This window comes from Candidatus Thiodictyon syntrophicum, from assembly GCF_002813775.1.
Lineage (GTDB): Bacteria > Pseudomonadota > Gammaproteobacteria > Chromatiales > Chromatiaceae > Thiodictyon > Thiodictyon syntrophicum.
This window is the reverse complement of record NZ_CP020370.1, coordinates 3,313,667-3,327,616: the sequence shown is the minus strand read 5'-3', so window position 1 is coordinate 3,327,616 and position 13,950 is coordinate 3,313,667. Positions and strand designations below refer to the sequence as shown.

7 protein-coding genes are annotated in these 13,950 nt (G+C 68.8%); 2 read left to right on the top strand and 5 right to left on the bottom strand.

Annotated features, from left to right (window positions below; all coding sequences use genetic code 11):
* Positions 1 to 4: 4 nt before the first annotated feature.
* The 3 genes from THSYN_RS13960 to THSYN_RS13950 form a co-directional block, all read right to left on the bottom strand.
* On the bottom strand, positions 5 to 718 hold the full coding sequence (locus THSYN_RS13960) for a hypothetical protein (RefSeq protein WP_100919688.1): 714 nt from the start codon (positions 716 to 718) through the stop codon (positions 5 to 7).
* Positions 715 to 4,959, bottom strand: a complete 4,245-nt coding sequence (locus THSYN_RS13955; RefSeq protein WP_100919687.1) for an efflux RND transporter permease subunit — start codon at positions 4,957 to 4,959, stop codon at positions 715 to 717. The genes THSYN_RS13960 and THSYN_RS13955 overlap by 4 nt, the downstream gene beginning before the upstream one ends.
* A 348-nt stretch (positions 4,960 to 5,307) precedes the next feature.
* Positions 5,308 to 6,480, bottom strand: coding sequence for an efflux RND transporter periplasmic adaptor subunit (locus THSYN_RS13950; RefSeq protein ID WP_418219922.1), 1,173 nt, complete (start codon positions 6,478 to 6,480; stop codon positions 5,308 to 5,310).
* Between the two features lie 453 nt (positions 6,481 to 6,933).
* Between THSYN_RS13950 and THSYN_RS13945 the strand changes: the two genes are divergently transcribed.
* Positions 6,934 to 8,394 (top strand): dynamin family protein, encoded by a 1,461-nt coding sequence (locus tag THSYN_RS13945; RefSeq protein ID WP_100919685.1) that lies wholly within the window; start codon positions 6,934 to 6,936, stop codon positions 8,392 to 8,394.
* Positions 8,395 to 8,559: 165 nt separating this feature from the next.
* Positions 8,560 to 9,465 (top strand): ROK family protein, encoded by a 906-nt coding sequence (locus THSYN_RS13940; RefSeq protein ID WP_100919684.1) that lies wholly within the window; start codon positions 8,560 to 8,562, stop codon positions 9,463 to 9,465.
* Positions 9,466 to 9,696: 231 nt separating this feature from the next.
* Here THSYN_RS13940 and brxL read toward each other — a convergent pair whose 3' ends face one another.
* Both brxL and pglZ read right to left on the bottom strand, forming a co-directional pair.
* Positions 9,697 to 11,496, bottom strand: coding sequence for a BREX system Lon protease-like protein BrxL (brxL, locus tag THSYN_RS13935; protein WP_100919683.1), 1,800 nt, complete (start codon positions 11,494 to 11,496; stop codon positions 9,697 to 9,699).
* Positions 11,497 to 11,499: 3 nt separating this feature from the next.
* On the bottom strand, positions 11,500 to 13,947 hold the full coding sequence (gene pglZ / locus THSYN_RS13930) for a BREX-1 system phosphatase PglZ type B (protein WP_100919682.1): 2,448 nt from the start codon (positions 13,945 to 13,947) through the stop codon (positions 11,500 to 11,502).
* Between the last annotated feature and the right edge of the window lie 3 nt (positions 13,948 to 13,950).

Below are 13,950 nucleotides of genomic sequence, written 5' to 3'. Positions count from 1 at the left end.
CGGATCAACGCGACCCCCAGGGGCCGGCCTCGTCGTCGGGGGCGGCGCCCGGGGGCCAGGCCGGCAGGGTGCCGGACGGGTGGGGCGCTCCCTGGCCTGCGTCCAGCGGGCGCCCACGCGCCCCCTGACGCGCCTGCTCGCGTTCCGTCAAGGGACGGAAACGGTAAGCCCCGGGGTCCGCCCACCCACCCGCACTGCCGGCCGGTTGCGGCGGGTCGCCGCGATAACGATAACCCGCGGCGGCGGGCGCCGACCCGGGCGGCCAGGCCCGGGGGTCCGCCGACGCATCGGTCGCGTCGACATCGGAACGAAAACGATCGGCGCCGGCGCCCGCTCCTTGCGGTGGCCCGCCGGCGCCGGACCAGCCGCCATTCCATGCGGGTGGCTGGTCCGCGGCGCGACCAGGGTCCGGCGACTGCCCAAACCGGGCGCGGGGCAACTCACCCGGCCCCGCACCGCGAGCGGCCCCGGTCGGGGTATTGGTGCCCTGGATCCAGTCGGGGCCAGGGGGGCGCTGGTCCCGCGCGCTGCCGCTTTGATTGGCCTCATTGTCCACCGGCAACCCCCAGGGATTGCCCTGCGCCAACTGAAGATAGGCCAGAAGCCCCGCCGCAACGAGCAGCGGCGCCGGCCGACGGCCAGACCCCGCGCCGCGCGGGTCGCCGCCAGGGTCCCAGTGCGCCGTCCATGCCAGGGCCGGGATACCCCCGGGGGTCAAGACGCGTCCCCGCCGGGTTCGTCATCGCTCTTCTTCAGCCGGATGCCGCGCCGCGGGGAGCGCGTCGGTGCCGGTTGGGCCTTCGGTGCCTCGGCCTTGGGCGCGACCGTGCCCGCCCGGGTCGATGGCTTGGCGACGGTCTTCTTGGCGCTGCCGGTCCTGCCCGCGGCCCCAGTCGCCGTGGTTCGGGTCGGCGCACTCCCGGCTGGGCGTGCCGCGGGGTGCGTCCCCGGGGCCGGCGCTGACGGCGGTGTCGGGTCCTGCGTGTCCGCGTCCGGTGTCGCCGCGGCAGGAGGACGCAGCACCAGGGCGGAGCGCGGTTTGGGAGCGGCGGCGGCCGTCACCGCCGCGTCCATGGTCGCGGGCGCCGCGGGCAGCGGACCGGCCGGCGCGGCAGAGCCGGCCCCAGCCGCGCCCGTCCCGGAACCGCCATCGGCCGCCGCCGTCGGTCCCGGCCTGGGGCGCCTGGGACGCGGCGGCGGCTTGGGTCTGAAGGTGTTCTTCGCGACGTCGATCAGCAGGATAAAGATCCCGCGCACCCCGTAGAAGACCAGTGTGAGCACCTCCCAGAGCTTCTCCAGGACCACGGACAGGATACCGCGGCGCGGCGGCGGTGCGGCCGGGCGTTCAGGCGCCGCGGCCGACGGCGTGCCGCCCGGCCGCAGCGTCCGCGCGCGCGGCGGCGGCTTGGGCCTGAAGGCGTTTTTCGCCAACTCGAACAGCAGGATGAAGATGCCCCGCACGGCGTAGAAGACCAGGATCAAGACCTCCCCGACCTTCGCCGGGAGCCCGGACCCGCCGCCCGTGCGGGATTCCCGCCGCGCGGCATCGAGCGCGGCCGCCTCGGCCTGGCACGGCAGCCCGCCGGCCGGCAGATGCAGCGCCGTGGCGGCGGCCACCGCGCACATATCGCGACTCTTGGCCACGCAGCCCAAGGGGATGACGATCAGCGTCAGGACCGTGGAGACGACGGTACCGGCCAGCAGCGAAATCGCCATGCCTTGGAAGATCGGGTCGGTGATGATGACGCTGGAGCCGGCGACCAGCGCCAGGGCGGTGATGAGGATGGGCCGCGTGCGGACCTTGCAGGCGCGGATCACGGCCTCGGCCACCGGGGTGCCTTGGCGTATCTCGTGGATGGAGAAATCGACCAGCAGGATCGAGTTGCGCACGATGATACCGGCCAGCGCGATCCAGCCGATCATCGAGGTGGCCGTGAAGGCCCCCCCCAGGCCCATCTCGAACATGATGAAATGGGCCGGGATGATGCCCAGCAGGGTGAGCGGGATCGGCGCCATGATCACGAGCGGGATACGGAAGTTGCCGAACTCCCAGACCACCAGGATATAGATCAGCAGCAGGGCGACAATGAAGGCCCCGCCCATATCGCGGAAGGTCTCGAAGGTCACGGTCCACTCCCCCGCCCACGCCAGGGACAGCCGGTCGGAGGCCGGCGGGGGCCCCAGCCAGTAAAAGGCGTCGTCCAAGCCCCCACCGGCGGCGGGGCTGGTGCCGTCCGGGGCCCGGTAGGCGGCCGCCGCCATCAGGTCCTGCACCTGGAACATGGCATAGACCGGCGCCGCGAGGCGTCCGCCGACATCCGCCACCACATATTCCACCCCCCGCAAGTCCTTGTTGTAGATAACATCCTCTTCCTTGGCGAGACGCAACTGGCCCAGTTCACGCAAGGGGACCGTGAACCCCTGGTTCGATGAGATCGGCAGGTCGCCCAGGGCGTCGACCCGGGAGCGCTCCGCCAGCGGGACCTGCAGGACGATCTGGGTGGGCTCGTGGCCGCTCTGCTGGCCCGCCCCCTGTTTGATGTCCCCGATGGGGGCCCCGCCCAGGGCCATGGTCAGATTGCGGTTGATCGTGTCCACCGAGATGCCGCGCCGCACCGCCTTCTCGGTGTCCACATCGAAGCGCCAATAGTCATAGCCACCGCGCAGATAATTGTCCACGTCGCGGGCGCTCTCCGCTTTGCGGAAAAAATCGGTGAGATCCTGGGCGAACTGCCGCCGCAGGGCGGGCGTAGGCCCATGGATCTCGGCCACCACCGACTGCAGGACCGGGGGCCCGGGGGGCATCTCCACCACCGCGAGCGTCGGCCGCAGCGCCGGTTTGAGGTCCGCCACCAGGGCGTCCAGGGTCTCGCGCGCCGCGACCGCGATCTCGTGACTGGTGCGGTGACGCTCGTGCTTGTCGGTGAGTTGCACCTGGATCTCCGCCTGCCAGGGCTCGGTGCGCATGTAATAGTGCCGGACCATGCCGTTGAAGTCGAAGGGACGCGCGGTCCCGGCATAGACCTGCAGGGCGGTCACCTCGGGCAGCTCCCGCAGCTTCTGCGCCAGGGTGTCGGCCAGGTTCGCCGTCACCGGCAGGGCCGTGCCCTGGGGCATGTCGATGACGACCGAGAACTCGGGCTTGTTGTCGAGCGGCATCATCTTCACCGCCACCCATTGGAAATAGAACAGGGAGCAGGCGAGCAGGAAACTCCCCCACAGGGCCAGGCGGAAGATGCGCCGCTTTTTCGGGCTCTCGATCAGGGGCGTCAGGATGGCGCGGAAGAAGCGCTCGATATATTCGGCGTCCCGGTGCTCGCGCTTCTCCGCCGCGGCCAGGTACGCAAGCGAGGGACGCAGCCACTTGGAGATGGCGAGATAGGGGGTGAAGACAAAGGCCGCGAACAGTGAGATGAACATCGCCACCGACCCGAGCTTGGGGATCGGCGCCATATAGGGCCCCATCATGCCGCTCACGAAGCCCATGGGCAGCAGGGCGGCGATGACGGTGAAGGTGGCGAGGATGGTGGGATTGCCGACCTCGCGCACCGCGTCCACCGCGGTCGCGTCGTCGGTGCGGCCGTCCGCCAGCCAGCGCCGGTAGATGTTCTCGATCACGACGATGGCATCGTCCACCAGGATGCCGATCGAGAAGATGAGCGCGAACAGACTCACCCGGTCGATCGTGATGCCCCAGATCCAGGCCACGAAGACCGTCATGAAGAGCACCACCGGGATCACCAGCATGACCACGATAGCGGGGCGCAGCGCGCGGAAGGCAAAGAGCACCAGCACGAAGACGAAGAAGGTCGCCTTGATCAGCTTGAGGATCAGCTCTGTGACCTTTTGGTCCGCCGTCTGACCGTAGTTGCGGGTGACGCTGACCTCGACATTGTTGGGGATGCGGCTGCCCTTCAACTCCTCCACCCGGTCCATGATGGCGTTCGCGACCGTCACGCCATTGGTCAATTCCTTCTTGGCCACGGCGATAGTCACCGCCGGACGGCCCTGGGGTGCGTCCTGCCGCGCCGCCGCCGGCCCCGTGTAATAGGCCACCAACTGGGTCGCATCCTCGGGCCCCAGGGTGACCCGTGCCAGATCACGGATATAGACCGGCGCCTTGTTGAAGGTGCCGACCACCAGCCGGTTGATGTCATCCACACCCGTCAGGAAGGAGCCGCTGGTGAGGGTGAAGTGTGAACCACTGGTCTCCAGGCCGCCGGCGGAGGCCTCGGCATTAGCGGTCTTGAGCGTCTGTGCCACCTGGTCCAGGCTGATCTGATAGCCGGACAGGCGCTCCGGATAGACATCGACGGTAACCTGCTCGCGCCGCCCGCCGGTGATCATGCCGGGCCCCGTGTTCTTGACCTGACCGATCGCCTGGAGCACGTCCTGGGCGAGCAGGCGCAACTGCCCGTCATCGACATCCGGGGCGCCGTTTTGGTCCAGGTCCTTGGACCACAGGGTCAGGGTAACGATCGGCACGTCATCCACACCCTTGCTCTTCACGAGCGGCGGCAGGACCCCCGGGGGGATCTTGTCCATGTTGGAGGCGAGCTTGTCGTTCACCTTCACGAGCGAGGGCCCCATCGGCTGGCCCACGTCGAATTCGACGGTGACGAAGCCCCGGCCGCGCTGGGAGGCGGAGTAGACGTGCTTGACCCCGGGGATCTCGCTCATGATCCGCTCCAGGGGCTGCATCGCCATATTGGCGACCTGCTGGGCCGAGGCCCCCGGGTACTGCACCATGATGTCGATCATGGGCACCGAGATCTGCGGGTCCTCCTGGCGCGGCGTCAGGATCAGCCCCAGGAGCCCCATGAGCAGCATGGCGACATAGAAGAGCGGGGAGAGTGGGGAGCGGATGAAAAACCGGGCGGTGCGCCCGGCGATCCCCAGGTGCTCCTCGGCCACGGGCGGCTCTTGGTGGTCGGGGGCAACAGTCACTTCTTGGCTCATGAGATTTCCAGTCAATCCGCTGCGGCGCGGCGTCGTTCAGGTCGGGCGCGGGCCCGCTGCCGCACATCGGATGGAAAAGGCTGGCGGAAAAGGGCGCCGGCCAGTTGGTAAGGAACGGTTCACTGTTAAGTTAAACGAGTCCATTAGGGAACGTTTCTTGCGCCAACGTCATTGTCGTCGTTGTCGTTGTCGTTGTCGTTGTCGTTGTCGTAATCGAGGTTATCGCAGCGCACTGGATCGCGCACCCCAAATTGCATCGCTTCTCCGATTACGACAACGACAACGACAACGACTGCGTTTAACCTGTTCGTGACTCGCTACGAATTATTCTCAGCCGCGGTGACGCTGCTACCGGGACGGAACACCCTCTTTGGCCCAGCCCGCGGTCACGCGCGGCCCCGGGTTCACGAGCACCCGCTCACCCGCCGCCAGGCCGCTCAGCACGGTGACGAAGCCGTCGCTCTGGTCCTCGCCGATGCGGATCAGCCGCAACTGGGGTTCGCCGCCGTCACCCAGGACGTAGACCCCGGGCAGGCTGCCGTTGTAGCGGATCGCGCTGCGCGGGATCACCGGATTGGCACGCGCCGCGGCGCCGCTGTCGCTGCTGTCGGGGATCAGCACCTTGGCATACATGCCAGGCGCGGAGACGCCTTGGGGCAGATCGAACTTGACCTTGACCGTATGGCGCTGGCTGTCGGCCACGGGGAAGATCTGGGCCACCCGCACCGGCACCCGGCGGTTATGCAGGTCCAACTCCGCGGTGACCACCATGCCCTCGCGCAGCCCCGGGCGCAGGCGCGCCGGCACGTCCACCTCCACCTGGAGATACTCCACATCGGCGTAGTTGAGCAGCGGCTGGCCGGGCTGGACGGTGTCCCCCACCTCGACGAGCTTCTTCACGATGACCCCGGCGAAGGGGGCGATGCTGCGCGCGTCGCGGATCTTGGTATCTAAGGCCTGGAGTTCGGCCTGGAGACGCATGATCGTATTCTGGGCCTCCTGCACCTGGATGCCGGAGGCGAAGAGGTCCGCGCCGCGCTCGGCGCCGCGCTCCCGATCACCGACGAGTCCCTCCATCGGCCGGGTGAACATCTGGTCGAACAGATTGGGCACGCCCATGCCGCCCGGGGAGGCGTTGGTACGCGGCGAGAACATCTCCCGGTTGTACTGCACCCCGGCGTTGCGCAACTGGGCGTCGGCGCTCGCCATCTGGGCGACCATGGCGCGCCGCTTGGCGAGCAGTTCGGCGTCGTCGATCCCCACCAGGAGGTCGGACGCCTTGAAGTTATCGCCCTCGATCCCGGCCAGATAGGCGACCCGGCCCGGCAACTGGGCCGACAGGACCACCTCCTTGTAGGGGATCACGGTCCCGCCCAAGGAGACGCTGGGCGCCCCCTGGGCCTGCTGGACCACGACCGACTCGCCAAGGTCCGCGGGCGGCGGCGCGGCAGCGCCGGCTCCGACCCAGGCGGCAAGGACAAGAAAACAGGCACCGAGCTTACTTCTAGTCATAGTTCCCATCGTATCGCACACGAAACGCTATAGTCCGGATCGAAATATCGGCCGGCGAGGGCGGCCGCGACCGCCGCGACACTGTTCGCCGGACAGTATGCACGCGCGCCCCGTACGCATTCAAGCAACGCGCGGAGAACAGAGGAAAAAGCAGCGGGGAATCGGGACCTCCCCGGGGGCGTCCGAGAACCCCCGCCGCGCCGCTCGCACGACCACCGGCGCGCCTGCCAGTGACCGCACAAGGCCCTGACCGGCGCCGCTACCCCTGGGACGGGACCCGGGCGAGCGCCAGACTACCGCGCCAAGGTCGATCGGTATACCATCCGCGGTCAATTAAAACGCCACCACGAGGCCGGCCGCCGCTCGCGCAGCCCGGCCGGCAGGCGGACGCGGCCTCGCCCGCCGGCCCCTGGCAGGCGCGCCTGAGCATTCGCAGTTCATTCTTTTCATAAGGAATCTCCCATGCCGTCAGAAGAGGTCGTGTCCCAGCGCCTGATCAACCTGGAACGTCATTTGGAGCAGGAAAACCCGGTGCTCCTGAGCGCCGTGCAGAGCTTCCGGGAACTGGACAAGGTCGCCCACGCCATGGGGCTGTTGCCGACCGGCGAGTCCTACGCCACCCAGATCCCCTGGTGGCCCCTGATCTCGGTCCTGGGGACCTTCTCCTCCGGCAAGTCCACCTTCATCAACCACTACCTGGGGCAGAAGGTCCAGCGCACCGGCAATCAGGCGGTGGATGATCGCTTCACCGTCATCTGCTACAGCCGTGCCGCGACCACCCAGGCCCTGCCCGGGGTTGCCCTGGACGCGGACCCGCGCTTCCCGCTGTATCGGATCTCCAGCAGCATCAATCAGGTGGCCAGCGGTGAGGGGGCGCGCATCGACGCCTATCTGCAACTGAAGGCCTGCCCGAGCGAGGTCCTGCGCGGCAAGATCCTGATCGACTCCCCCGGCTTCGACGCCGACAAGCAGCGGACCGCAACGCTGCGCATCGTCGACCACATCATCGACCTCTCCGACCTGGTCCTGGTCTTCTTCGACGCCCGCCACCCGGAGCCGGGCGCCATGCGCGACACCCTGCACCACCTGGTGGGCAAGACCATCCACCGCGCCGACCCCGGCAAGTTCATGTTCATCCTGAACCAGATCGACATGACCGCCCGCGAGGACAATCCGGAGGACGTCGTGGCCGCCTGGCAACGGGCACTGGGGGAAGAGGGCCTGACCGCCGGGCGCTTCTATACCATTTATTGCCCGGAGGCGGCCAGCCCGATCGAGGAGCCAGCCCTGCGCCGCCGCTATGAAAGCAAGCGCGACACGGATCTGGCCGAGATCCACGGCCGGATGCACTCGGTGGAGGTGGAGCGCGCCTACCGCATCGTCGGCGCCCTGGACAAGACCGCCAACGACATCGGCGAGGGCGCCGCACCCATCCTGACGCAGGCCCTGTCGCGCTGGCGCCGGCGGGTCCTGACCGCCGATGCGATCCTCCTGGCGATCGTCGGGGTCATGTTTCTGTTCTGGAGCATCGGTGCCGGGCACTGGCAGGGTCTGACCTACGATCCGCCCTGGTACACCGTCCTCGAGCAGGTCAGTTGGGGACCCAAGGCCCTGTTCGGCATCCTGGCCGGGCTGGCCCTGGCCGCTCACTTCGGGATCCGCCGCCTGGCCACCAAGGGCCTGGTGGACTGGGTGCGCCTGCGGGCCGCGGCGTCCAATGTGGAGGGCAACCTGGCGGGCGCCTTTGCGTACAACACCACGCCCTGGCGGACCGTCCTCGCCGCCACCCCCGCCGGCTGGGGCCCCGAGGCACGGCGGCGCGTCGAGCAGGTGTTGCAGAACTGCGATGCCTATGTCCAGACGCTCAATGACCGCTTCACCAACCCGTCCGGCTCCGAGAGCCCCTTCGGCCCCCAGGGCTGAGCGTCCAGGCAAGGTCCCAACACCGCAAGAAGATTCGGTCCGCAAATGAACGCAAATAAACGCAAATCAAGAGGAACGGATTTTGGTCCTATTTGCGTTTATTTGCGTTCATTTGCGGACAAGTCCTCTTTCTCGGTCTGAAGCCTTCGAGTGGGAGTCAACCGGATGCGTATCGGCGTGGACCTGGGCGGAACCAAGATCGAGGCCATCGCCCTTGACTCCGAGGGCCGGGTCTTGGCCCGGCACCGGATCGCGGCGCCCCGGGGCGACTACGGCGCGACCCTGGGGGCGATCACCGGGCTGATCGCTGCCATCGAGTCGGCGGCCGGTCAACCGGGCAGCATCGGCATCGGTACCCCCGGGGCACTCTCACCCTTCACCGGGCGGCTGCGCAACGCCAACTCCGTCTGGCTCAACGACCGGCCCCTGGACCTGGACCTGGCCGAGCGCCTGGGGCGGCCGGTGCGCCTGGCCAACGACGCCGACTGCTTCGCCCTCTCCGAGGCCACCGACGGCGCCGGCCGCGGGGCTGCCTGCGTCTTCGGGGTCATCATCGGCACCGGGACCGGCGGCGGGATCGTGGTCGGGGGCCGACTCCTGGCCGGACCCAACGCCATCGCCGGCGAATGGGGCCACAACCCCCTGCCCTGGCCGCAGCCCGACGAGTCGCCCGGCCCGCCCTGCTACTGCGGCAAACACGGATGCATCGAGACCTTCCTGTCCGGACCGGGACTGGCCGCCGACCATCAGCGCCATACTGGTCTCACGCGCACGCCGCCGGAGATCCGGGCCGCCGCCGCCCGCGGCGAGCCGGCCGCCGCGGCCACACTCGCGCGCCACGCCGAGCGCCTGGCGCGCAGCCTCGCGACCGTCATCAACCTGCTCGACCCCGCGGTCATCGTCCTGGGCGGGGGCCTGTCCAACCTCCCCCACCTTTACGAGGCCCTCCCCGCCCTGATCCGCCCCTGGCTCTTCTGCGACGGTCTGGCCACCCGCATCCTCCCCCCGGTCCACGGCGACTCCAGCGGCGTGCGCGGCGCGGCCTGGTTGTGGGGTGCCGAGCACCCGTAAGGTCGAATCCAACTGGAGGCCGACGCTTCAGCGGGCGGCCCGCGCACTGAAGCCATGGCAGCAAGACCAGCCACCCCGGGCGATGAAAGTCCCCGTGGGAGCGGCTTTACCGTGAACGCCGCGCAGCGACACTGTGGGAGCGGCCTGCGGCCGCGACAGGGCCGCGCAAACCACTTGACCCTGAGGCCCTGGCGTCCCTCCCCGACCCGGAAGCTATGCCAGTTGAATAGCTTATTCGATCAGCGCCTTGAGCAACGCATCCCGGGCGTCCGAATAGAACACCACGGTGACCCGCGTGGCGATCTCGTCATCCAACTCTATGAGCTGCTTGCGCGTCGTCACCGGCAGGAGAATCGTCTTGGCCCCCTTGTCCGCGGCGGCCTCGACCACGCTGACCACGTTGTAGACGGGCTCGATGGACCCGCCCAGGTTCAGCCCGCCGACCACGATCAGTCCGCCCTTGAGGCTCTTCTCCAGCAGAGCCGAACACAGCGCCAGTAAGGCCCCCACCCCGGTGGCGCTGCCGGACTTGCCGGCGTCGAAGGCACGCAGTTGGACTGAGAACTCGTGCGCCCGCGGGTCCCGGTCACCGACCAGGTTTTTCGCCCGCGTGTAGAGGTTCTGCTCGGCACAGCGCAGGCTTTCCTTGAAGGGTGCGGGCGGCGGCTGGTTGAGGATCTTCACCCCGGAGCCCGGCCCCTGGGTCACGTCCAGGCGATAGAGCCCCGGATGCTCTTCCAGCCCCCCGGGCGAGAGGACCCAGACCTGCCCGGGCGGCAGCGGGTCGTCCCCGATACTGTCCTCGCTTTGCAGCTCTGGGGTGGAGACGAACTGTTCCACCCCGTCCAGGCCCATCTGGAAGCTGAAGTGGGTGTTGCGAAACTCCGCGGAGCCGATCCGCTGGCCGAAATGGTCCGTGAGCTGGTCACGGTTGACCTTGGGGATGTCCCAACCCGGCATGTAGGCGTGGATGCGGTCCATGAAGGCGGTGTCGTCGCGCATCTCCGGCGGCATGGGTCCGAACAGGTGGCCGACGCGCTGCTGGTGGACGACATCCACCTCGAAGTTGCCGACCATGACGATGCTGCCGAAGCCGCGGATGCTCTCTTTGCCGCGGCTGAACTCGCCGGACTCCATGTAGCCCTTCATGATGTTGACCCCGTCCTTCTGGTCGAAGCTGATCCCCGAGACCTCATCGAAGCACACCACGTCGTACTGACACACCAGCCCCCGTTGCCCGGTGCTGTTGTTGACGAACATGCGCGCCACCGATGCCTTGCCGCCCGAGACCAGGTGCGCGTAGGGCGACACCTGCTGGAACAAATGGCTCTTACCGGTCCCGCGCGGCCCCAGTTCCACCGCGTTGTAGTTGTTCTCGACGAAGGGGACCATGCGCAGCAACATCACGTCGCGGGTGCGCGGCGACAAGTTCTCAGGTTCAAGGCCGACACTGCGCAGCAGAAACGCCTGCCACTGCTCGAAGCTGAACGCGGCGCGCCCGCGGGCCATGGTCTCCAGGGCATCGCGTTTGGAGAGCTGGATCTCGCGCAGCGACTCGATGCCGAAGGGCCGCCCGTTCTTCTCCTCGGCGATACTCGGGTCGTAGCTGAGATCCAGCTCGGCATAGAAGCCGCCGGTGAGCATCCGCTCGTGGGTGTGGACCAGGGCATCGTCGATGCGGACCTCCTTGAGCCGCAGGCTCGGCAACTCCGCCACGAAGCAATCGTTCTTGGCATCCAGTCGGGCGGTGATCAGGTCGATCAGCTTCACCCGGCCCTGCTCTTTGGCGCGGGCCTTGAACAGCTCCTCCTCCCCGGCGCGCACCGTGCGGCTGGCGAGCTGGCGCTGCACGATGTCCAGGCCCTCCTGGATCTCCGCCTCGTTGGTGCTGGAGCAGTAGCGCCCGAGCAGGAACTCGCCCACATAGGTCGGTACCGGATACTGGCCCTTGAACCGGCGCACCAGGTCCTTGCGGACGATGAAGCCATCGAAGGCCTGGGCGGCGAGCTGGTCGAGTGCGTCGAGTTGCATGGATCAATCTCCCTCAAAGGAGCCGGGGCGTCCCGCCCCGGTGTCGGGGGCGGGACGCCCCCGCTCCATTCCGATCACCAAGGACCGCTTGGCAACGACCTGATCCTCACGAACCGCCACCAGCACCGCCGCCGCGCCTTCGTGTTGGTCGTCGGTCACCAGCAGCGCGGCGGCGCCGTCCGCGTCGGGCGGTTGCATCCGTCGGTCCGGGTCGAGCACGCTTGACCCCGCATCCGCCGGCTTGGTGCGGATGTCGAGCAGGGTCCCCGCGAATCCGCCCTGCAATTGCACCCGCAGCCGCAGACCCTTCCAGTCGGCGCTGCCGATCGTTACGGCGGCCTGGGTGGTTTGCCCTTCGGCCGTGACCGTCAGTGTCAGGGTCAGTGCCTCTTGCAGGCTCAGACCCCCATGGGCGTATTCGACACCGGACTTGAAGGCCGAGACCCCCGGGGCGTAGACCACCGAGTGGCCGCCGCCCCAGAACCAGGGCAGTTCCTGGAACCCATGTTGGGCGCCGGGCTGGGGCACGGCGCAGCGCGGCCAGCGCGATTGGGTCAGATGTCCCGGCAGGTCCGCCTTGGGTAAGCCGCCTGGCAGCAGCAGCCACCCATGGTCCGTCACCAGGACGGCCCGCTGCCAGCCGGCCGCGAGCAGGTCCCGCACCCGCAAGGCGACCGCCCGCAGTTCCTCGTCCAGCCGCCAGGCCAGGCGCGCCCCCTGGGCGTGGCCGTCGTGGTCGAAGGTGCCGATCTCGGTCCAGGCGGCGCCGGTCGGGTCCCCGGTGGACGCCGCCTCCAGCCAGGTCCACCCCCGGGTCGCCAGCAGGTTTCGGAAGGCTTGAGTCGTAAGATTCTTGCCGGTCTCGGCGAGCTGCGGCTCGAACCCTTCCGGCAGGCTGTTGCCGATCAAGGCGTCTGCCAGCGGACGCCAGGCGGGTTTGGCCGTCGCCGTCACCGTCGGCAGGGCGGACCAGCGCCTTGCCGTCTCCACCGTGAGTCCGTCGGCCTGGAGCAGCCGGGCCAACTCCAGGCCGAGGTCGCACCGCAGGCCATCGACGAACACCAGGACCGTCTGGAGCGCGGGCGTCCCGCCCGCGAATGGGAGCGAGGGCGTCCGGCCCGTGAGTCCCGGCCCCGGCGGCGGGGCTCCTTTGACTCGCGGGCGGGACGCCCGCGCTCCGGGGTAGCCCAAGGCCCAACCCTGCACCTGCTCCGCGAGACCCGTCAGCCACGGGAGATAGACGGCCCGCAGCGCCGCCGTTACGGCCTCCAGGTCCGGGGCATCGCGCACCATGGCAAACGCGCGCCAGGCGGCGGCGTCGATCGTCCAGCCGCGCTCCAGGTAGGCGGCGGCCAGCGTGTCCCAATCGTGCCCGCAGACGCCCGCGGTGATACCTTCCGCCAGAGCCTTCAACTGCACGGCCGCCCGTGCCAGGGACGCCTCGCCCAGATCCGCCCACAGCGCATCGGCACGCCGGGCGTGCTGGGCGCAGAGTTGCGTGAGCCGCGTCAGCGCCTGCGCCCGCGGGAGCGCCTGGAGCCCCAGGAGCCCAGCGCGCAAGGCAGCCTCCAGCTTGCGATTGGTCACCGGCATCCGGTCGTTGGCATCATCGAGCAGGTCCTTGGGGTGTGCCAGGTCCAGCGCCTTGCGCACCCCGGCAAAGGCCTTGTGTGCCTGGCGGTAGCGCGTCCAGACCTGATCCCAAACCCCGCCCCCCGCCACCAGCTTGTCTACCGCCGTGATGATGCCGTCCTTGTCAGGGTCCAGGCCGAAGGTCGGCTTGCACAGCGCCCTGAACCCGGTCCAGCGCTCGGCAGACCAGTCGCCATGGCGACCGTCGCCGGTGGCCATCCACTCCAGCAGCAGGCCCACCGGATCAGCGGCGGCCAGCCCATGGAAGTCCGCCGCCTCCAGGCGCCGGCCGGTAAGGCTCGCAACCGGCGCGCGCAGCACCTGGGTCAATTGGGCGCCGACCGCATCCTGCGTGGCCCGATCACGGGCCAGGTCGAGCCCGAGCCCACCCTCCTTGGACGACAGGAAAGCAAAGGGCGTCCAGTCCTTCCCGTTCTGCTGGCCCCAGAACTGCCCCTGGAACTGGAGTGCGAACAAATGCCGCGCCGCCTCCGGAAACCCGGCGGCGCCGCGAAAGGCAGACCGCGCCACACCCGGCAGATAAAGGAGCGAGGGCGTCCCGCCCGTGCGTGCCAGGTACCCGCCCGACCGCGCGAGCTGGTAACGGAGCCAAGTCGACGGCCCAGTCCTCTCATCGACAATCTCCGGCGCCAGCACAAAAAGCTCAGGCATGGCGTCGCGCAGCAGCGGGATGGCCCGGGACCAGAGCCCCTCCCCGTCCGTCCACAACACCACGGACGGTGCAGCCAGGTCGTGGCGGTTATAGATCGCCGCGGCGCGGAGTCGGTCGATCAACTGTTCAAGGACGGTCGTGCTCATGAT